Source organism: Pseudomonas sp. MWU12-2319 (assembly GCF_023242525.1).
Classification (GTDB): domain Bacteria; phylum Pseudomonadota; class Gammaproteobacteria; order Pseudomonadales; family Pseudomonadaceae; genus Aquipseudomonas; species Aquipseudomonas gingeri_D.
In genome coordinates this window covers 13,513-32,206 of the sequence record NZ_JALJES010000026.1, presented here as the reverse complement: position 1 = coordinate 32,206, position 18,694 = coordinate 13,513, and the positions used below count along the sequence as shown (strand labels likewise).

The following is an 18,694-nucleotide window of genomic DNA, read 5'->3' as shown; positions in this document are numbered from 1 at the left end:
CCGTTATGCCATCGTTCCTAGGATGAGTGCGTCTTGATGAATGCACCACCGGCCGTCCAGGCCAATAATCACAATAACGAGGGCTAGTCATGAGCAGCACGTTCTTCATTCCGTCCGTAAACATGATGGGCATCGGCAGTCTCGATGAAGCCATGGTCGCCATTCGCAAATATGGCTTTCGTCACGCCCTGATCGTCACCGACGCCGGGCTGGCAAAAGCTGGCGTCGCGGACAAGGTCGCCAAACTACTGGCGACACAGGACATCCAGGCGACGATATTTGATGGGGCCAAGCCGAATCCGACTGTGAGCAACGTCGAAAAAGGTCTTGAGCAACTCAAGCTCAGCGGCGCCGACTTCATCATCTCCCTCGGCGGCGGCTCGCCCCATGACTGCGCCAAGGGCATCGCCTTGTGTGCGACCAATGGCGGGCATATCAGTGACTACGAAGGCGTCGATCAGTCCGCCAAACCACAAATGCCACTGGTTGCCATCAATACCACGGCGGGCACCGCCAGCGAGATGACCCGCTTTTGCATCATCACCGACGAAACCCGCCACGTGAAAATGGCCATCGTCGACCGTAACGTGACGCCACTGCTGTCGGTCAACGATCCGTCATTGATGGCCGCCATGCCCAAAGGCCTGACTGCCGCCACCGGCATGGACGCGTTGACCCACGCCATCGAAGCCTACGTTTCCACCGCGGCCACGCCCATCACCGATGCCTGCGCGCTCAAGGCCGTGGAGCTGATCTCCGCCAACCTGCGCAACGCGGTCGCCAACGGCGGCGACATGCAGGCGCGGGAGAATATGGCCTACGCGCAGTTCCTGGCCGGGATGGCGTTCAACAACGCCTCCCTGGGCTACGTGCACGCCATGGCCCACCAACTGGGTGGCTTCTATGACCTGCCCCACGGTGTCTGCAACGCGATATTGCTGCCCCACGTCGAGAGCTTCAACGCCAGCGTTTCCCAGGCTCGCCTGACGGACGTCGCCAGGGCGATGGGGATCGATACCCAGCATCTTGACCACGAGCAAGGCGCGGTCGCGGCCATTGCCGGCATCCGTAAATTGTCTTTGGACGTTGGCATTCCAGGCGGCCTGACTGAATTGGGGGTCAAGGTGGAGGACATTCCAACATTGGCGGCCAATGCCATGAAAGACGCCTGCGGCTTCACCAACCCGCGGACGGCAGAACAGGCGCAAATCGAAGAGATTTTCCACGCCGCGATGTGATTGCAACACGATGAGCGCCAGGAACCCGACCGGGCTCCTGGCGCCCACGTTCGATCAGGGCTCAGCGCCCCGCCCCTGCCCGGCCAGCGCGATAAACCGAGAGGCCGTAGAACGCCAGCGCCAGGCCAGCCAACATGCCCCCCACCACGCCGATATAGGCAAACCCGAGTTGCCGCCCCACCCAACTGCCCACCAGTGCCCCGCCACCGATCCCGATGTTGTAGATCCCCGAGAACAGAGCCATCGCCACATCGGTTGCGTCCGGCGCCAGCACCAGCACCTTCGATTGCAGCGACAGCCCGAAGCACATGATCGCCATGCCCCAGAACACGCTGAGTATCCCCAGCGTCGAAACCCCGCCACTCAACGGCAACAGCAACGCCAGGCACAGCACCAGCAAGGCCGTGGCCGCCAGCAGAAAGCGCTGTGGGTGCTGCCGATTGAATCGACTGAACAGCAGCGAGCCGAAAATCCCCGCACCACCGAACAGCAGCAGGATCAGGGTCACCACCTCGCCACTCATGCCGGCCACGGTTTTGATGAACGGTTCGATATAGCTATAGGCCGTGAACTGAGCCGTGATCACCGTTGCCGTCAGGCCGTAGACCGCCACCAGTGCGGGGCGTTTGAACAGTATGGGCAGGCTTCTCAGGGAGCCCGAGTTCTGGCTCGGCAGCAACGGCAGGATTCTGCCAAGCCAGAGCACCAGGGCGCCGGCCATCAACGCGATCACCAGAAAGGTGGTGCGCCAGCCCATGGCTTCGCCGAGCAGACGGCCCAGCGGAATCCCCAGCACCAAGGCCATGGATGTCCCGGTCGCCAGCAGGCCCAGCGCCTGTACCTGCTTGCCCTTCGGTGCCACCCGCACCGCGAGGGACGCGGTGATGGACCAGAACAGCGCATGGGACAAGGCGATGCCGATCCGGCTCACCAGCAGGACACCAAAGCTTGCGGCCAGGCTGGACAGCACATGGCTGACAATGAACAGGCCGAACAGCACCATCAGCAGTTTGCGTCGTTCGACGTTGCGGGTGAGCAGCATCACCGGCAGCGAGGTCAGGGACACCACCCAGGCATAGATCGTCAGCATCAGCCCGACCTGCGCGCTCGACAGGTCGAAGCTGTCGCCAATGGCACTCAACAGGCCGACCGGCACGAATTCGGTGGTGTTGAAGACAAAGGCCGCCAACGCCAGCGCAATGACCGGTTGCCAGTTGTCGGGGGTTTCTGTGGTGGGGCTGCTACTCATTTAAAAATCCGTCATACGCTATCGAAGAGCCACTGGTTGGTGGTTCAGGGGCCGGGCAGCCAAAAGAAAAGCCGGTCGAGGTGAAATGGGTGGCTGACACGATGCAAGTATCGCTCCTTGGAGGGGATTCATCGCTGAAAGTTGCTGGCCTTGTCGAGCGCTATTACCCACAAATAAAAACGCCGCTCAAAGAGCGGCGTTCTTGCGCATGGAACAGGGAACGAGACTCACACTACCGTGGAGGTCTCAGGCCTTGCCGTTCCAGGGGCGGTCTCCGTGTTCGTCCTTGATACGGGTCGGCAGGCCCATCACGTCCAGTGCCTTGAGGAACGGCTCAGCCGGCAGCTCCTCGACGTTGGCCATGCGTTGCACGTCCCACTCGCCGCGAGCGACCAGCAAGGCCGCCGCCACAGGTGGCACGCCCGCGGTATAGGAAATGCCCTGGCTGTCGGTTTCGGCGTAGGCTTGCTCGTGGTCCGCCACGTTGTAGATAAACACTTCACGCGGCTGACCGTCCTTGGTGCCCTTGACCAGGTCGCCAATGCAGGTCTTGCCGGTATAGCCGGGTGCCAGCGAGCTTGGGTCAGGGAGCACGGCCTTGACCACTTTCAGCGGCACCACTTCCAGGCCTTCGGCGGTCTTGACCGGTTGCTCGGAGAGCAGGCCAAGGTTCCTGAGCACCGTGAACACATTGATGTAGTGCTCGCCAAAGCTCATCCAGAAACGCACATTGGGCACGCCGAGATTCTTCGACAGCGAGTGCACTTCATCGTGGCCGGTCAGGTACAGGTTCTGCGCCCCGACCACTGGCAGGTCGTCAGTGCGCTTGACTTCGAACATGGTGTTGCTGGTCCACTGGCTGTTCTGCCAGCTCCACACCTGCCCGGTGAATTCGCGGAAATTGATTTCCGGATCGAAATTGGTGGCGAAATACTTGCCATGGGAACCGGCATTGACGTCAAGGATGTCGATCGAGTCAATGCTGTCAAAATACTGTTGCTGCGCCAATGCGGCATAGGCATTGACCACACCCGGATCGAAGCCCACACCGAGAATGGCAGTGATGTTCTTCTGCTTGCATTCCTCGAGGTGCTTCCACTCGTAGTTGCCATACCAGGGCGGCGTCTCGCAGACTTTGCCCGGCTCTTCATGAATGGCGGTGTCCAGATAGGCCACGCCGGTATCGATGCAGGCACGCAGCACCGACATGTTCAGGAAGGACGAACCGACGTTGATGACGATCTGCGATTCGGTTTCGCGGATCAGTGCCTTCGTCGCTTCGACATCCAGGGCGTTCAACGAGAAGGCCTGGATATCGGCGGGCACCTTGAGGCTGCCCTTGGCTTTGACGCTGTCGATGATGGCCTGGCATTTGGAGATGTTGCGCGACGCGATAGCAATACGACCGAGTTCGTCGTTGTGCTGCGCGCACTTGTGGGCCACCACCTTGGCGACACCTCCTGCACCAATGATAAGTACGTTCTTCTTCAATTATCTATTTCTCTTTATCTGCCAGCTTAGGAAAGGCTGGACATGTAGTCGTTGTAACCAAACTCACGAACCACCTCGACACTTCCGTCGAGTTGCTTCACCACGATGGACGGCATTTTCAGGCCGTTGAACCAATTTTTCTTGACCATTGTGTAACCTGCTGCGTCAACAAACGACAGCCGATCGCCGATGGTCAGTGGGCGATCAAATTGATACTCGCCGAAAATGTCTCCGGCCAGGCAGGATTTTCCGCACACCATGAAAGTGTGTTCGCCCGCGCTGGGGGCCAGCTTGGCATTCAGTCGATAGATCAGCAGATCGAGCATGTGTGCTTCGATGGAGCTGTCCACGACCGCCAGGTGCTTGCCGTTGTAGAGGGTGTCGAGCACGGTGACTTCCAGCGAGGCGCTCTGGGTGATGGCCGCTTCGCCCGGCTCCAGGTAAACCTGCACGGCGTATTTTTCCGAGAAGGCCTTGAGGCGCGCGCAAAAGGCGTCCAGCGCGTAGCCTTCACCGGTGAAATGGATACCGCCGCCGAGGCTGACCCACTCGACCTTGTGCAACAGATGGCCAAAGCGCTCTTCGATGGTGCACAGCATCTGGTCGAACAGGTTGAAGTCGCCGTTCTCGCAGTTGTTGTGGAACATGAAGCCGGAGATCTGCTCGATGACCTGCTCGATCTTGGCCGGGTCCCACTCGCCCAGGCGACTGAATGGCCGCGCCGGGTCGGCCAGCAGGTAATCCGAGCTGCTCACCTGCGGGTTGACCCGCAGACCGCGGACCTTGCCAGCGGAGGCTTCGGTGTAGCGCTGCAACTGGCTGATGGAGTTGAAGATGATCTTGTCGCAGTTTTCGAGCATCTCCTCGATTTCGTCATCGGCCCAGGCCACGCTGTAGGCGTGGGTCTCGCCGGCGAACTTCTGCCGACCGAGCTTGAGCTCGTAGAGCGAGGACGAGGTGGTGCCGTCCATGTATTGCTGCATCAGGTCAAACACCGACCAGGTGGCAAAGCACTTGAGTGCCAGCAGGGCCTTGGCCCCGGACTGTTCGCGCACGTAAGCGATCTTCTGCAGGTTCACCAGCAGCTTTTGTTTGTCGATGAGGTAGTACGGCGTCTTGATCATTTCAAGGCCTCCGACATGGCCAGTCAAAAAAGGATGCGCATTGTGCCTTCACTGACTACAGATCGAAAGAGCAGAAAGCTCAAGTTGCTGAGTTGGGCTGAACTGGACCTGGGGGCTGCCTGAAAATTCCTATCCTGACAGTGGGGCTGGATTTGTAGTCCCTTTCCCCGCTCCGCACCTCTGCCATGGGCGCTCCGGTCGCCAACCGTCCTGACGCGCCAAGCCTGTTATGTCGGAATGAGCCCCGCCTCCCGGTAGCTCTGAACCAGTTCGTCGAATAAACCGATATCCACGCGCGTTCGGGCAATCAATTGAGCGCCAGCAACCGCGGTGTAAATGGCCCGGGCACGCCGCTCGCACACTTCAACGCCTGCGAGGCCGGTATCAGAGAGTACTTTCGCCAGCCACGCCACATTGATGTCGGCAAACGCCAGCACTTCACGCTTCACTTCCTCGGGCAGGTCCTGGTATTCCGCGGCCATGAAGCTGGACAGACACAGCCTGTTTCCGCCCTCGAGTGAGCTTCGGAAGATCGTCGGGTACACCTGCAGGCAGCTGACCGGGTCAGGGTTTGCTCCACGTATGGCCTCCAGAACACTGGCGGTGTCTTCCCAGTAGCGTCTGGCGACGGCAGCGCCGAGGTCGGCCTTGCTCGAGAAATGGTAATAGATGCTCGCGTTCTTGATCCCCACTGCATCAGCGATGGTTCGGAAATTGATCCCACTGTAGCCGTGGATCTGAGCCGCTCCCTTGGCCGCTTCCAATATGGCTTCCCGGGCGTTTTCGCTCACGTTTTCATTCCTCGATGCTTTGATTCATGGGGTCATTGAGCCCGATGTTACTCGCACACGTCGCTACCTGCCAACTGACAGGTAGTTGTTGACAACGCAGAACCAAGCGCTCAACCTCTACCTACCACTTGACAGGCAGGTAGATAAATCATGACTTTCCAGCAACCGCACGACGTGTCCGAATCCCCAACGATGAAAATCTACGACTGGTACAACGGCCCCTACCCGGCGCGTGTCCGTATCGCGTTAGCCGAGAAAGGACTGCTGTCCCGGATCGAGTTTGTACCGGTCAATCTATGGGCAGGCGAGCACAAGAAACCCGAGTTCCTGGCCCTCAATTACTCGGGAACACTGCCCGTCCTGGAGCTGGGCGACGGCACGCTCATTGCCGAGTGCACCGCCATCACCCAGTACCTTGATGCACTGGAAGGCGCCCCTACGCTCACGGGTAAAACCCCCACCGAGAAAGGTCTCATCCATATGATGACCAAGCGTGCGGAAATCGAATTTCTAGACGCTGTCAGTGTGTATTTCCATCACGCAACGCCCGGGCTTGGGCCGGACGTCGAGCTGTCTCAGAACCCTGAATGGGGTGAGCGGATGCGGGACAAGGCAGTCAGGGGGATGCACTATTTCAACAGTGTCCTGAAAGGTCAGCCTTTTGTTGCAGGTAATGAATTCTCGATGGCCGATATTGCGCTGGTGGGCGGCATGATTTTCGCCTCGCTGGTGAAACTGCCGATACCTGATGAATGTGAAGCATTGGCCGCCTGGCAGGCCAGGATGCACGAGCGATCGAGCGTGCAGCAATGGCGCGCGATGGTGAAACGAGGATCGGGCACCGCCCGGGCAACCCAGTTCGACCACGCCACTGGCACGCCGCCGAAAGCCATGCCCCAGAGGACCAACAGCAACGCCTGACACGGCACAGAAGCAGGCGGCAGCACCAAGGCCAATAGGCGGCCTTCAGCCGTGCCTTCAAGCGCATCACCGGCCAGCCACCCGGCGCCAGCCGGCAAGTGGTTCGTTCCAGCGCCTCCTGAAATTCCCGGCGCGAAAGATCGCGCCGGGGCCTCGCGGCCTGAAATCAGTGACTGGTCATTCCGGCCATGTGCATCATGAATCGGAACAGGCCGGCCACCACGCCCAGTGCAATCACGCTGCCGAACCAAATGGAGATCAGCCAAAGCACCTGCCGATACCAAAGGGTGGCTTCGTTTTGTGCAGCCGACACTTCAGTGTTTTCGCTATCAATGGTAGCCATCGCCTATCCTCACTTTTCCTCGGAACACGTAATAGCTCCAGCAGGTGTACATCAAGATGATCGGCAGGATGAACAACGTGCCGATCAAGATGAACAACTGGCTTGTAGGGGGCGAAGCCGCCTCCCACAGGCTGATGGACGGTGGAACGATGTTCGGCCAGATACTGAACGCCAATCCGATATAACCCAGGAACACCAGCGCCAGGGTGAACACAAAGGGCCAATGGGAATGATACTGGCGTAACGCGCGCAGCAACCCGAACAGCGCCAGCACACCCAGGACCAACAACCCGCCAAACACCGCGATGTGCGCGTGGGTAAACCAGCGTGTCGCAATCTCGGGATGCAGCCATGGCGTCCATACGCAGAGCACCGCGACGACTGCCGTCAGCACAAACGCCAGCGGCCGGGTGTAGTGGCGCATACGTGACTCCAGCATGCCTTCGGTCTTGACCAGCAACCAGGTACTGCCGAGCAACGCATAAGCGACAATCAAACCAACCCCACAGAACAACGGGAACGGTGCCAGCCAATCCAGGGTGCCACCGGCAAACTGCCGATTGACGACCGCAATACCTGCGATGTACGCGCCGATCACGATGCCTTGGCAAAACGTCGCCAGCAGTGAGCCGCCGATAAAGGCCAGGTCCCAGATATGACGCTTTTCAGGACTGGCCTTGAAGCGGAACTCAAACGCCACGCCGCGGAAGATCAACCCGGCCAGCATGAACATCAGCGGCAGGTACAACGCCTCCAGAATCACCGAGTAAGCCAGTGGAAACGCACCGTAAAGCGCTGCCCCACCGAGGATCAGCCAGGTTTCATTGCCGTCCCATACTGGCGCGACGGTGTTCATCATCACATCGCGCTCCTGCGCATCGGGGATCAGAGGAAACAGGATGCCCACCCCCAGGTCGAACCCGTCCATGATCACGTACATCATCACCCCGAAGGCAATGATGACGCCCCAGATCAATGACAAATCGATGCCTTGAATACCCATGTTCAATCCCCTTGCTCAGTTGACGTGATCGCTGGACGCAAGCGTCTCGGCGACGGCGGACAGGGGGCGGCGTGGCGTACGCTCCTGGCCAGGACCACCTTGCGGCGGATGATCGTGATGCGGCTGAGGCCCCTTGCGTACCAGTTTCATCATGTAACCGATGCCCACCGCGAACACCGAGAAGTAGATCAACACAAACAACGCCAGCGAAATGCTCAGTTGCGTGACGGTGTGATTGGACGCGGCATCGGCCGTGCGCAACAGCCCGTAGACCACCCACGGCTGACGACCGACTTCGGTGGTGATCCAGCCCGCCAGCATCGCGATCAGACCGGTCGGCCCCATAAACAGCACCAGGCGCAGGAACATCCGATTGCGGTACAGCGCGCCATTGCGGCGTAACGCAAGACCCAGCACCCCCGTAAGGATCATCAACATGCCCAGCCCGGCCATGACCCGGAAGCTGAAGAAAATGATCGTCGCGTTGGGACGGTCCTCCTTGGGGAAGCTCTTGAGCGCAGGGATCTGTTTATCCAGGCTGTGGGTCAGGATCAGACTGCCCAGGTAAGGGATTTCAATGGCATAGCGGGTCTTCTCGGCCGCCATGTCCGGGATGCCAAACAGCACCAGCGGCGTCGGCTCGTTACCGACGTTTTCCCAATGCCCTTCCATGGCGGCTATTTTCGCGGGTTGATGTTCCAGGGTATTCAGACCATGGGCGTCACCGACCACCGCCTGGATCGGCGCCACGATCAACGCCATCCACAACGCCATCGAGAGCATCTTGCGGATGTGTGGCGTGTCGTTTTTACGCAGCAGATGCCAGGCCGCCGATGCCCCGACAAAGAACGCCGTGGCCACAAACGCGGCGATGGCCATGTGTGCCAGGCGAAACGGGAACGACGGGTTGAAGACGATGGCCAGCCAGTCCATCGGCATGATCCGCCCATCGACGATCGAGAAGCCCTGTGGCGTCTGCATCCAGCTGTTGGACGCCAGGATCCAGAAAGTCGAGATCAACGTACCGAGGGCGACCATCACCGTGGCAAAGAAGTGCAGCCCTCGTCCTACACGGTTCCAGCCGAACAACATGACCCCGAGAAAGCCTGCTTCAAGGAAAAATGCCGTCAACACCTCATACGTGAGCAACGGCCCGGTGATACTCCCGGCGAAGTCGGAGAAACGGCTCCAGTTGGTACCGAACTCGTAGGCCATGACCAACCCGGAGACCACGCCCATGCCGAAGTTGACGGCAAAAATCTTTGACCAGAAGTGATACAGGTCCTTGTACACCGCGTTGTTGCTTCTCAGCCACAGGCCTTCGAGCACCGCCAGGAAACTGGCCAGCCCAATGGTGATAGCGGGAAATATGATGTGAAACGAGACCGTAAACGCGAATTGAATGCGCGCCAGGTCCAGCGCCCCCGGATTTAACATGACGATACCCTCAGAGTGTTTCGCGACTCGCAGCGAACTGATGCCCGATGATCAGGAAAAATCGGGGCGACGCTCACGCCGCCCCGGCCCGGTTCAAGCGCCAAAGGACTGGATCAGGTTGCTGACCGCTGCTGGCTCAAGGCGAATCGCGATGAACTTCGAGGTCGGCGTAAAGGTGCGGTCGCCGTAGCTTTCCAGCGGCACCAGTGGGTTGGTTTCCGGGTAATAGGCTGCGGCCTGGCCCGGTGGAATGTCGTAGGCGATCAAGGTAAAACCGCTGACTCTGCGCTCACGCCCATCGCCCCAGAGCGAGATCATGTCGACCTTTTGCCCCGGCTCGTAACCAAGTTTGCGAATGTCCTGCTCATTGACGAACACCACGTCGCGCATGCCGTAGACGCCGCGATAACGGTCATCAAGCCCGTACAACGTGGTGTTGTACTGATCGTGGGAGCGCATGGTTTGCAGGATCAGGTCCGGTTTCACGGCCAGGTTGCGCACACCTTCGCTGACCAGGTGTGCCGGCAACACGCTCGGGGCAAATTGCGCTTTTCCGGTGGTGGTTTTCCAGATGCGCTGGGCGGCGTTGTTGCCCAGGTGAAAGCCGCCGGGGTGCAGCAGTTTTTTATTGAAGTCCTTGAAGCCGGGAATGGTGTCGGCAATCAGGTCACGGATGCGACTGTAATCGGCAACCGCCCACAGCCAGTCGATCGGGTGTTTGCCCAGTGTCGCGTTGGCGATCCCGGCAATGATCGCCGGCTCCGAACGCATCAACGGCGATTTGGGTTTCAGTTGGCCGTGGGAAATGTGCACCATGCTGAAGGTGTCTTCCACCGTCACACCTTGTGGCCCTTGCGCCTGCATATCGATGTCGGTACGCCCCAGGCACGGCAAAATCAGGGCCTCACGACCGGTGACCAAATGGCTGCGATTGAGCTTGGTGGCGATATGGACGGTCAGGTCGCAGTTGCGCAGGGCGTCGTGGGTGCGCGGGCTGTCGGGCGTCGCTTGGGCGAAGTTGCCGCCCAGGCCGATGAACACTTTCGAACGCCCCTCCTCCATCGCCGCAATCGCCATCACCGTGTTGTGGCCGTGGCGACGCGGAACCTTGAAGTCAAAGCGTGCTTCCAGTGCGTTAATCAACTCCGGCGGGGCCAGTTCGTTGATGCCCATGGTGCGGTCGCCCTGTACGTTGCTATGCCCACGCACCGGTGACAGCCCTGCCCCCGGCCGGCCGATATTGCCGCGCAACAACTGCACGTTGATGATTTCCTGCACGGTCACGACCGAGTGAGTGTGCTGGGTCACGCCCATCGCCCAACACATGATGACCCGCTTGGCACGACGGTACATGCGCGCGGCGAGTTCGATATCTTCCAGCGTGAGGCCGGACTGTTCAACGATGTGCTCCCACGACGTGGCATCAAGCTCCGCCAGATAAGCGTCCAGGCCCGAGGTGTGCTCGGCGATAAACGCACGGTCGAACACTGCCTCGCCATGGTTCAGCAGCGCTTCACGCTCCCACTGCAAGAGAAACTTGGCGATGCCACGGAACGCGGCCATGTCGCCGCCCAGTGCAGGACGAAAGTAGGCGGACGAGGTCGGCTCGGAGCCATTGGTGAGCATTTCCAGCGGATGCTGCGGGTGCTGAAAGCGCTCCAGGCCACGCTCTTTCAGCGGGTTGAAACAGATCACCTGTGCGCCCCGCTTCACCGCTTCGCGCAGTGGCTCAAGCATCCTCGGGTGGTTGGTGCCAGGGTTCTGGCCGATGACGAAAATCGCGTCGGCTTCTTCCAGGTCATCGAACGTCACCGTGCCTTTACCGACGCCAACGCTGTCGTCCATGCCCAGGCCACTCGCTTCGTGGCACATGTTCGAGCAGTCGGGGAAGTTATTGGTACCGTAGGCGCGAACGAACAGCTGATAAAGATAAGCAGCCTCGTTGCTGGCCCGGCCCGAGGTGTAGAACTCGGCCTGGTCGGGCGAAGTCAGTGCGTTCAGGTGTTTGGCGATCAGGGCAAAGGCATCGTCCCAACTGGTTTCGACATAACGATCAGCCACAGCGTCATAGCGCATCGGATGAGTCAGGCGCCCTTGGTATTCAAGCCAATAGTCACTTTGCGCCGCAAGCGACGACACGCTGTATTTGTTGAAAAACGCCGGGTTGACCAGCCGCCCGGTGGCTTCCCAGTTAACTGCTTTGGCGCCGTTCTCGCAAAACTTGACCATGCCGTTTTCCGGCGACTCGCCCCAGGCACAACCCGGGCAATCGAAGCCGCCATTCTGGTTGGTCTTGAGCATCGCTCGAATATTCTTGAACGCGTTTTCACTGCCCAACCAGTTCCTGGTGACCGCAATCAGCGCCCCCCAACCCGCGGCGGCTCCCTTGTACGGTTTATAACGTTCAACTTCGCTCATGGTATTTCTCCAAGACTTTGCACGCAGGCAGCGGCCTGACTTAAAGTCATTGTTAACGGCTGTTTTTATGCGCACATCCATGCGCACGTAGTTAACGCCCACAACGGATTTATTCACGCAGGGCCAACGAATGGGCCCAATTCAGGATGACGAATCCAGCCTATTCGGTGTGTGCCACACCTGTCTAATCACTCTTAATGACCGCCCCATCGAAACAATCTATCAAGATAAAAAAACATTAAGAATCAATACATTGAAAATTTAACACGCCCTTAAACAAGGCACATTTTCGCCCCATAGATTGGGTCGATCAGCCGGTTATTAATAGTGATTAGACGAGAACTAAAAACAACTTTAGCCTCCACTCAACAAGGCCCTCATATAACAGTGGACCTGCCCACTGCTGGAGGCTGTGATGACCGATCGTATATTGATGGACCGCTTCTCCCGCCCGGTCGACTATCTCAGAATGTCGGTTACCGATCGGTGCGACTTCCGTTGTGTTTATTGCATGGCCGAAGACATGGAGTTCTTGCCGCGCCAACGCATTCTGACGCTGGAAGAGCTCTATCAAATGGCGCAGAGCTTTGTGGCCCTGGGCACTCGAAAGATCCGCCTGACCGGTGGCGAGCCGTTGATTCGCCCAGGCGTGGTCGACCTGTGCAAGCGCATTGCGGCGCTGCCGGGTCTACGCGAGTTATGCATGACCACCAATGGTTCGCAGCTCGGCACGTTGGCGGCACCGCTGTTCGAGGCCGGGCTCAAGCGCCTGAATATCAGCCTCGACAGCCTTGACCCCGATCGCTTCCGCGAACTGACGCGCACCGGTGATCTGGCCAAGGTCATCGCGGGCATCGACGCGGCCAATGCCGCCGGCTTTCAACACACCAAACTCAATTGCGTCGTCATGAAAGGCCGCAACGATCACGAGATCAACGATCTCGTGGCATTCGCGATTGAACGCGGGTTGGACATTTCCTTCATCGAAGAAATGCCGCTGGGTGTCATCAGCGAGCACAGCCGTGCCGAAGCGTTCTATTCCAGTACGCAAGTACGTGAACGGATTGCCGAACGCTACACCCTCATCGACTCCGCGGAATCGACCCAGGGCCCTTCGCGCTATTGGCGCCTGGCAGAAGCGCCGCACATTCGCCTGGGATTCATCTCACCCCACAGCCATAACTTCTGCGGGACCTGCAATCGCGTTCGACTGACCGTCGAGGGCCGCCTCCTGCTATGCCTGGGCAATGAGCATTCGGTCGACTTGAAGGACGTACTGCGCCGCCACCCAGGCGAACCGCAGCGGCTGGAGCAGGTGATTACCGAAGCGATGAAAATCAAGCCGTACCGACACAACTTCGAACTCAATGACGAGGTGCAAGTGGTGCGTTTCATGAACATGACCGGCGGATAGCCTGCCCGGCTTCATTATTTTTCATAAGGTTGTTTTCCATGATCGTCAGAGCCAAACCCAACCTGATCAATGTATTGATTTCACTCAAGGGTTCTGTGGCCAAGCGGATTGCGCTGCGAAGCCTTCTGGTGGCACTGCTGGCTTCGGCGATTGTGCTGGTCGAAACCCTCCACCCCGCGTACTTCTCGAAGGTCAACGCCACGCCCTTCACACTGCTGGGCTTGTCACTGTCGATCTTCATGAGTTTTCGCAACAACGCCTGTTACGACCGCTGGTACGAAGGGCGCAAGGCGCTCGGGGCGATGGTGATGGATATACGGGGGATGATTCGGGAAACTCAAGTCATCAAGGACACCCGCCAGCGCAGCGAGATCCTGCGCAACCTCTGTGGATTCGCCCATGCGCTCAACGCCAGGCTTCGCCAGGAAGACGAACTGAGCGTGGCCGAGCCCTGGCTGGACAGATTGCCCTCTTTCAACGCACTCAATATCCCGGAAAGTGTTCTGTGTCGAGTCAGCCAACAATGCTCGACACTCGTCGAATCAGGGGGCATTAGCGAATGGCGCTATATGTTGATGGCCGGACATTTGAGCAGCCTGACCACGACACAGACGATTTGCGAGCGGATCAAAAGCACGCCGCTGCCCTTCCCCTACACACTCCTGCTGCACCGAACAAGTTACATGTTCTGCATCTTGTTGCCCTTCGCAATGGCCGAGCCACTGGGTTGGCTGACACCCGTTTTCACCGCGATCGTGAGTTACACGTTTTTCGGACTGGACGCGATTGGCGACGAACTGGAGGACCCCTTTGGCCACGACGAAAACGACCTGCCGACCAATGCCATCGTGCGCAACATTGAACGTGAAGTACTGGGTGCCACCGGCGCCACGGAGCTCCCTCCCGTACTCCAACCCATCGACTTTGTACTGAACTGATCCGAGGACCACCATGAACGCATTCGAACACACGCTGACGCACCTGGACGCCGAAGGCAGGGCCAGCATGGTCGACGTCACGGATAAAGACCCGAGCAACCGTGAGGCACAGGCACAAGCCTGGGTACGCATGTTGCCGTCCACCTTGAAGCTGATCCAGCAAAATGGCCATCCCAAGGGTGATGTGTTTGCAGTCGCCCGAATCGCCGGGATCATGGCAGCGAAGAAAACCCATGAACTGATCCCGTTATGCCACCCATTGATGCTGAGTTCGATTCACGTCGAGATGAGCGCCGAGGAGCCCGACAGCGTAAAAATCGTCAGCACCTGCCGGCTCAACGGCAGAACTGGCGTCGAACTGGAAGCCCTGACGGCGGCCAGTGTGGCGGCGCTGACGATCTATGACATGTGCAAAGCCGTCGACCGGGGAATGGTCATTGAACGTGTCCAGTTACTCAGAAAACAGGGCGGAAAATCGGGTACCTTTGTCGCCGGTGACGCCCAATGATCCTGATCAACTACTTTGCCCGCTATCGGGAACAACTCGGCATCGAAGGCGAAAAAATCGCGCTGGACGGGTCCTTGAAAACCATTGACGACGTCAGGAAGCGACTGGGCGCCAGAGGCGCGATTTGGCGGGAAGTGCTCGGCGAAACCAGCCTCATGTGCGCGCTGAACCAGGAATTGTGTACGCCCGCGGCGCCGATAGAAGACTTCGATGAGATCGCTTTCTTCCCCCAAGTGACCGGGGGTTGAGTGATGGCTGTTCAGGTTCAGACCGAGTTGTTTGATCTGGGTGAACTGACCCACGGCTTGCACGCCGAAGACCCTGGCATCGGTGCCGTGGCCACCTTCGTGGGCTATGTGCGTGATCGTAATCAAGGGGATAAGGTCAGCCACTTGTACCTTGAGCATTATCCGGGAATGACCGAGCGCTCATTGCAACTGATCGTCGATCAGGCCCATGAACGCTGGCCGCTGCAACGGGTGACCCTCGTCCACCGCGTGGGGCTGTTGAAGGTCGGCGAGCCCATTGTCTTTGTCGGCGTTGCCAGCGAACATCGCCACGCGGCCTTCGATGCCTGCGCGTTTCTAATGGACTACCTGAAAACCCGCGCGCCTTTCTGGAAGCGTGAACACACCCCGTCCGGTGAGCGCTGGGTAGAGGGAAGAGAGAGCGATCGGCTGGCGGCGAATCGCTGGGATGCATGAAATCCCCCCAACCCGGTTGGGGGGAATGCAGCGCATCAGAACAAGCCGCAGAAGGGAATAAACCGTGCCGTATCACCGACCTGCAACGTACAACCCTCGTGGATTTCGACCAGCCCGTCGGCCCAGGAGGCGCCCAGCAACACACCTGAACTCTGGTTCGGATACAGCACCGCCCGCCCCTCCTCCAGTTTGGCCCGCAGGTATTCCCGACGGTTTCCTGCTTTCGGCCAGTCAAAACCGACGTTAACCGGGAAGCTCAAGGGCGTGACGTCTTCGACACCCTGGATGCGTAACAGGTAAGCCCGGGCCAGTAGCCCGAACGTCACCAGCGCCGACGTCGGATTGCCTGGCAGACCGATGACCGGCACGGTGCCAAAGTACCCCACGGTCAGGGGTTTACCCGGCTTGATCGAGAGTTTCCAGAATAACGGCTTGCCGCACTGGCGCAGCACCTCGCCGAGGCAATCGGCATCACCGGCAGACACACCACCGGTGGTCAGGATCAAGTCCGCGGCCTGTTGCAGTTGCTCGAGCTTGAGCCGCGTGTGCCGCGGCTGGTCGGGAAGAATGCCGACATCGATGACCTCACAGCCCAAGGCGCTCAACCAGTGGCTGAGCAATGTGCGATTGCTGTTATAGATACAGCCGGGTTCCAGCGGCGTTCCCGGCTCGGCCAGTTCGTCGCCCGTGGACAGCAGCGCGACCCGTGGACGCCGTACCACCGGCACATGGGTGCAACCCTGCGCCGCCGCGATGGCCAGCTCGAACGGCCCGAGTCGTTTGCCGGCCTGCAGCAACACCTGCCCGGCACGGTTCTCCTGGCCTTGCGGACGAATATTCTGGCCAACGCTCAGCGGCTGTTTGAAACGGACGCGACCGTCCTCCATCAGCTCGACGTTCTCCTGCATCTCGACGCAGTTGGCCCCCTCGGGTACCGGCGCTCCGGTGAAGATTCGAGCGCAGGTACCCGCGAGCAATGCCTGCGGCGCCTGGCCGGCAAAAATACGCTGCGACACGGCTAGCGGCTGGCCGTTCCAGTCGTCGATATTCAAGGCGTAACCGTCCATGGCACTGTTCGGCCAGGGAGGCAGGTCCAGTGTCGCCACCAGATCATTGGCCAGCACCCGTTGCCGGGCTTCACTCAATGCGACCGGCTCGCTTTCTTGCAGACGTTGCTCCTGGGCCATGGCCAGCAGCGAGGCAATGGCCTCCTCCACCGGTATCAGAGGTGACTGGCTCATCCCCGCGTCCCACAGAGGGGCACCGACTTGAGGTGTGGCACGAAATTGCACGGCCTGTGGCGCGCATCCAGTTGCTCGGCGAGGATACCTTCCCAGGCGGTCCGGCAGGCACCGGTCGAGCCCGGCAGGCAACACACCAGCGTACCGTTCGCCAGCCCGGCCAAGGCGCGACTCTGTACCGTGGACGTGCCGATATCGAGAATGGAAATCGCCCGGAACAACTCACCAAAACCATCGATTTGCTTATCCAGCAAACAGCTCACGGCCTCGGGCGTGCTGTCGCGGCCCGTGAAGCCGGTGCCCCCGGTAATCAACACCACCTGAATCTGCTCATCGGCAATCCAGGTAGCGACCTGGGCGCGGATCTTATACAGATCATCTTTGAGCAGGTTACGCTCACTCAGGCTGTGCCCTGCTTCCAGCAATCGACTGACCAGCAATTGCCCGGAGGTATCATTGGCATATTCCCGGGTATCGCTGACGGTCAATACGGCAATATTCAAGGGTACAAACAATGCATCCGATTTCACGTTCATGTCATTCTCCGGCAGGCCATCATCAAAACAATTGCCAGAGGCTAAGGCGCTAAAACAATGACTGTCTAATCGTTACGGCTGACCGGGTTATCGAGTGCCTCTATCAATGATTTTTCCCGGGGCATTTCGCCGCTGATTGAGTCAATCGATCAGCCATTCAATGCTTGTGATTGGACACACGGACAGGACAGTGAGATTGTCTGCGCACCCCACAGGCTGGCCATCGGCGTCCATCGGATAACACCCACGGCATTGCTTCAAAGGGCCGGACCAGGATTACCGAAACCATCCCTGCGTTCTGCACAGCGGCCTCAATACTGACCTCTTATTTACTCCTCAGCAGGTGCCATCGTGGACATCAAGCAACTCAAATTCCTGATCGCGCTGGAGCAGACTCGACACTTCGGGCAGGCTGCCGCGCGCTGCCACATTACCCAGCCGACGCTGTCCATGCGTTTGCGCAATCTTGAGGATGAACTGGGCCTGGAACTGGTCACCCGGGGCCAGCGCTTCGAAGGGTTCACCCAGGCCGGTGAACGCGTGCTGGCCTGGGCCAAAACCTTGCTCGCCGCCCATGACGGGTTGTTCGCCGAAGCCGCCGCCTGTCGCGGTCAGCTGGTCGGCAACCTGCGCCTGGGCCTGGTGCCGCTCAGCGGCTTCAGCCCGATCAGCTACATCCAGGGTCTGTCCCAGACCTTCCCGGAGCTCAAGTTCAGTTTGTCCTCCATGAGTTCGGACCAGATCATCGAAGCGCTGGGCACCAATCAACTGGACCTGGGCGTGTGTTATCTCGACCACGTAAACCCCAATTACCTGGAGTTTTTCGAACTGGGCGAGACCCGCGTCGGCCTGCTTTACGACACGCGCCATTTCCATTTCGAAGGCACGGAAATGAGTTGGGAAGACGCCGCCGAGCTGCCCCTGGGGATGATCAGCAATGGCATGCACTATCGAAAATCCATTGACCTGAGTTTCCGCAGCCGCGGCCTCGACCCACAGCCAATACTCGAAAGCGATTCGACGTATCAGTTGTTCCAGGCGATCCACGAAGGTTTTTGCTGTTCAATCATGCCGCTGGACAGTGGCCTGGATAATCCGATCGAGAACCTGGCCTTTATCAACCTGCCGGATGCCAGCGTCCTTGCGCCCCTGGGCCTGGTGATGCGTAAAACCGAACCACGCTCGGCCATCGCCGAAAAGTGTTTTGCCGAAGCCAAAAAATTGTATGCCACCAAGAGCCCGATCTAGCGGGTCGGTGGTTTGTTTATGAATGGCGATCTGACGCGTTTCGATCTCAGCCTCCTGGTTGTACTCGAGACGGTCAGGCTCGTCGCCAGT

The 18,694-nt window shown here is 59.1% G+C and carries 18 protein-coding genes; 8 read left to right on the top strand and 10 right to left on the bottom strand.

Translation table 11 applies throughout. The annotated features are described in order from the left end of the window. Positions 1-89: 89 nt before the first annotated feature. Positions 90-1,238, top strand: coding sequence for an L-threonine dehydrogenase (yiaY, locus tag M5C01_RS29670; protein WP_103496849.1), 1,149 nt, complete (start codon positions 90-92; stop codon positions 1,236-1,238). Positions 1,239-1,299: 61 nt separating this feature from the next. On the opposite strand, the gene M5C01_RS29665 is transcribed toward yiaY, so the two are convergent. From M5C01_RS29665 to M5C01_RS29650, 4 genes are all read right to left on the bottom strand, one after another. Further along, complete coding sequence (locus tag M5C01_RS29665; RefSeq protein WP_152741948.1) at positions 1,300-2,487, bottom strand: sugar transporter; 1,188 nt, start codon at positions 2,485-2,487, stop codon at positions 1,300-1,302. Between the two features lie 246 nt (positions 2,488-2,733). Continuing rightward, the gene (locus M5C01_RS29660) at positions 2,734-3,978 is read right to left on the bottom strand and encodes a saccharopine dehydrogenase family protein (protein WP_152741949.1); all 1,245 of its coding nucleotides are present in this window, start codon (positions 3,976-3,978) and stop codon (positions 2,734-2,736) included. Positions 3,979-4,004: 26 nt separating this feature from the next. Beyond that, positions 4,005-5,102: a carboxynorspermidine decarboxylase gene (locus M5C01_RS29655; protein ID WP_103496852.1), complete on the bottom strand. Its 1,098-nt coding sequence runs from the start codon at positions 5,100-5,102 to the stop codon at positions 4,005-4,007. Positions 5,103-5,329: 227 nt separating this feature from the next. Then, positions 5,330-5,893, bottom strand: coding sequence for a TetR/AcrR family transcriptional regulator (locus tag M5C01_RS29650; RefSeq protein WP_178130012.1), 564 nt, complete (start codon positions 5,891-5,893; stop codon positions 5,330-5,332). 150 nt (positions 5,894-6,043) lie between these two features. Here M5C01_RS29650 and M5C01_RS29645 point away from each other — a divergent pair, with 150 nt between their 5' ends. Then, positions 6,044-6,814, top strand: a complete 771-nt coding sequence (locus M5C01_RS29645) for a glutathione S-transferase (RefSeq protein WP_152741950.1) — start codon at positions 6,044-6,046, stop codon at positions 6,812-6,814. A 166-nt stretch (positions 6,815-6,980) separates the two neighbouring features. Here the strand turns inward: M5C01_RS29645 and M5C01_RS29640 are convergent, their stop codons facing one another. The 4 genes from M5C01_RS29640 to M5C01_RS29625 all read right to left on the bottom strand — a co-directional run bounded on the left by M5C01_RS29640 (position 6,981) and on the right by M5C01_RS29625 (position 12,015). Next, a complete protein-coding gene (locus M5C01_RS29640) occupies positions 6,981-7,157 on the bottom strand; it encodes a DUF2474 domain-containing protein (protein WP_152741951.1) in 177 nt (58 codons plus the stop codon). Further along, the gene (cydB, locus tag M5C01_RS29635) at positions 7,144-8,160 is read right to left on the bottom strand and encodes a cytochrome d ubiquinol oxidase subunit II (RefSeq protein ID WP_152741952.1); all 1,017 of its coding nucleotides are present in this window, start codon (positions 8,158-8,160) and stop codon (positions 7,144-7,146) included. The genes M5C01_RS29640 and cydB overlap by 14 nt, the downstream gene beginning before the upstream one ends. Positions 8,161-8,175: 15 nt before the next feature. Next, on the bottom strand, positions 8,176-9,597 hold the full coding sequence (locus M5C01_RS29630) for a cytochrome ubiquinol oxidase subunit I (RefSeq protein WP_152741953.1): 1,422 nt from the start codon (positions 9,595-9,597) through the stop codon (positions 8,176-8,178). 93 nt (positions 9,598-9,690) lie between these two features. After that, complete coding sequence (locus M5C01_RS29625) at positions 9,691-12,015, bottom strand: FdhF/YdeP family oxidoreductase (RefSeq protein WP_152741954.1); 2,325 nt, start codon at positions 12,013-12,015, stop codon at positions 9,691-9,693. 415 nt (positions 12,016-12,430) lie between these two features. Between M5C01_RS29625 and moaA the strand changes: the two genes are divergently transcribed. The 5 genes from moaA to moaE are packed head-to-tail and all read left to right on the top strand — an operon-like array spanning position 12,431 to position 15,579. Next, a complete protein-coding gene (moaA, locus tag M5C01_RS29620; protein WP_152741955.1) occupies positions 12,431-13,429 on the top strand; it encodes a GTP 3',8-cyclase MoaA in 999 nt (332 codons plus the stop codon). A gap of 38 nt (positions 13,430-13,467) precedes the next feature. Next, a complete protein-coding gene (locus M5C01_RS29615; protein ID WP_103498903.1) occupies positions 13,468-14,367 on the top strand; it encodes a bestrophin family protein in 900 nt (299 codons plus the stop codon). A gap of 13 nt (positions 14,368-14,380) precedes the next feature. Beyond that, a complete protein-coding gene (moaC, locus tag M5C01_RS29610; protein ID WP_152741956.1) occupies positions 14,381-14,875 on the top strand; it encodes a cyclic pyranopterin monophosphate synthase MoaC in 495 nt (164 codons plus the stop codon). Beyond that, complete coding sequence (locus M5C01_RS29605) at positions 14,872-15,123, top strand: MoaD/ThiS family protein (protein ID WP_100940291.1); 252 nt, start codon at positions 14,872-14,874, stop codon at positions 15,121-15,123. Before moaC ends, M5C01_RS29605 begins: the two co-directional genes overlap by 4 nt. 3 nt (positions 15,124-15,126) lie before the next feature. Next, the gene (moaE, locus tag M5C01_RS29600) at positions 15,127-15,579 is read left to right on the top strand and encodes a molybdopterin synthase catalytic subunit MoaE (protein ID WP_103498906.1); all 453 of its coding nucleotides are present in this window, start codon (positions 15,127-15,129) and stop codon (positions 15,577-15,579) included. A gap of 35 nt (positions 15,580-15,614) precedes the next feature. On the opposite strand, the gene glp is transcribed toward moaE, so the two are convergent. Then, the gene (gene glp, locus M5C01_RS29595; RefSeq protein ID WP_152741957.1) at positions 15,615-16,820 is read right to left on the bottom strand and encodes a gephyrin-like molybdotransferase Glp; all 1,206 of its coding nucleotides are present in this window, start codon (positions 16,818-16,820) and stop codon (positions 15,615-15,617) included. After that, positions 16,817-17,356, bottom strand: a complete 540-nt coding sequence (moaB, locus tag M5C01_RS29590) for a molybdenum cofactor biosynthesis protein B (protein WP_100940289.1) — start codon at positions 17,354-17,356, stop codon at positions 16,817-16,819. Before moaB ends, glp begins: the two co-directional genes overlap by 4 nt. Positions 17,357-17,707: 351 nt before the next feature. On the opposite strand from moaB, the gene M5C01_RS29585 reads away from it, so the two are divergent. Further along, positions 17,708-18,604, top strand: coding sequence for a LysR family transcriptional regulator (locus M5C01_RS29585; RefSeq protein WP_103498899.1), 897 nt, complete (start codon positions 17,708-17,710; stop codon positions 18,602-18,604). The last annotated feature ends 90 nt before the right edge of the window (positions 18,605-18,694 follow it).

Bases quoted from the DNA above. Each gene is read 5' to 3' on its own strand.
- yiaY (WP_103496849.1), top strand. From the start codon at position 90: ATGAGCAGCACGTTCTTCATTCCGTCCGTAAACATGATGGGCATCGGC.
- M5C01_RS29665 (WP_152741948.1), bottom strand. From the start codon at position 2,487: ATGAGTAGCAGCCCCACCACAGAAACCCCCGACAACTGGCAACCGGTC.
- M5C01_RS29655 (WP_103496852.1), bottom strand. From the start codon at position 5,102: ATGATCAAGACGCCGTACTACCTCATCGACAAACAAAAGCTGCTGGTG.
- M5C01_RS29645 (WP_152741950.1), top strand. From the start codon at position 6,044: ATGACTTTCCAGCAACCGCACGACGTGTCCGAATCCCCAACGATGAAA.
- M5C01_RS29640 (WP_152741951.1), bottom strand. From the start codon at position 7,157: ATGGCTACCATTGATAGCGAAAACACTGAAGTGTCGGCTGCACAAAAC.
- cydB (WP_152741952.1), bottom strand. From the start codon at position 8,160: ATGGGTATTCAAGGCATCGATTTGTCATTGATCTGGGGCGTCATCATT.
- M5C01_RS29630 (WP_152741953.1), bottom strand. From the start codon at position 9,597: ATGTTAAATCCGGGGGCGCTGGACCTGGCGCGCATTCAATTCGCGTTT.
- M5C01_RS29625 (WP_152741954.1), bottom strand. From the start codon at position 12,015: ATGAGCGAAGTTGAACGTTATAAACCGTACAAGGGAGCCGCCGCGGGT.
- moaA (WP_152741955.1), top strand. From the start codon at position 12,431: ATGACCGATCGTATATTGATGGACCGCTTCTCCCGCCCGGTCGACTAT.
- M5C01_RS29615 (WP_103498903.1), top strand. From the start codon at position 13,468: ATGATCGTCAGAGCCAAACCCAACCTGATCAATGTATTGATTTCACTC.
- moaC (WP_152741956.1), top strand. From the start codon at position 14,381: ATGAACGCATTCGAACACACGCTGACGCACCTGGACGCCGAAGGCAGG.
- M5C01_RS29605 (WP_100940291.1), top strand. From the start codon at position 14,872: ATGATCCTGATCAACTACTTTGCCCGCTATCGGGAACAACTCGGCATC.
- moaE (WP_103498906.1), top strand. From the start codon at position 15,127: ATGGCTGTTCAGGTTCAGACCGAGTTGTTTGATCTGGGTGAACTGACC.
- glp (WP_152741957.1), bottom strand. From the start codon at position 16,820: ATGAGCCAGTCACCTCTGATACCGGTGGAGGAGGCCATTGCCTCGCTG.
- moaB (WP_100940289.1), bottom strand. From the start codon at position 17,356: ATGAACGTGAAATCGGATGCATTGTTTGTACCCTTGAATATTGCCGTA.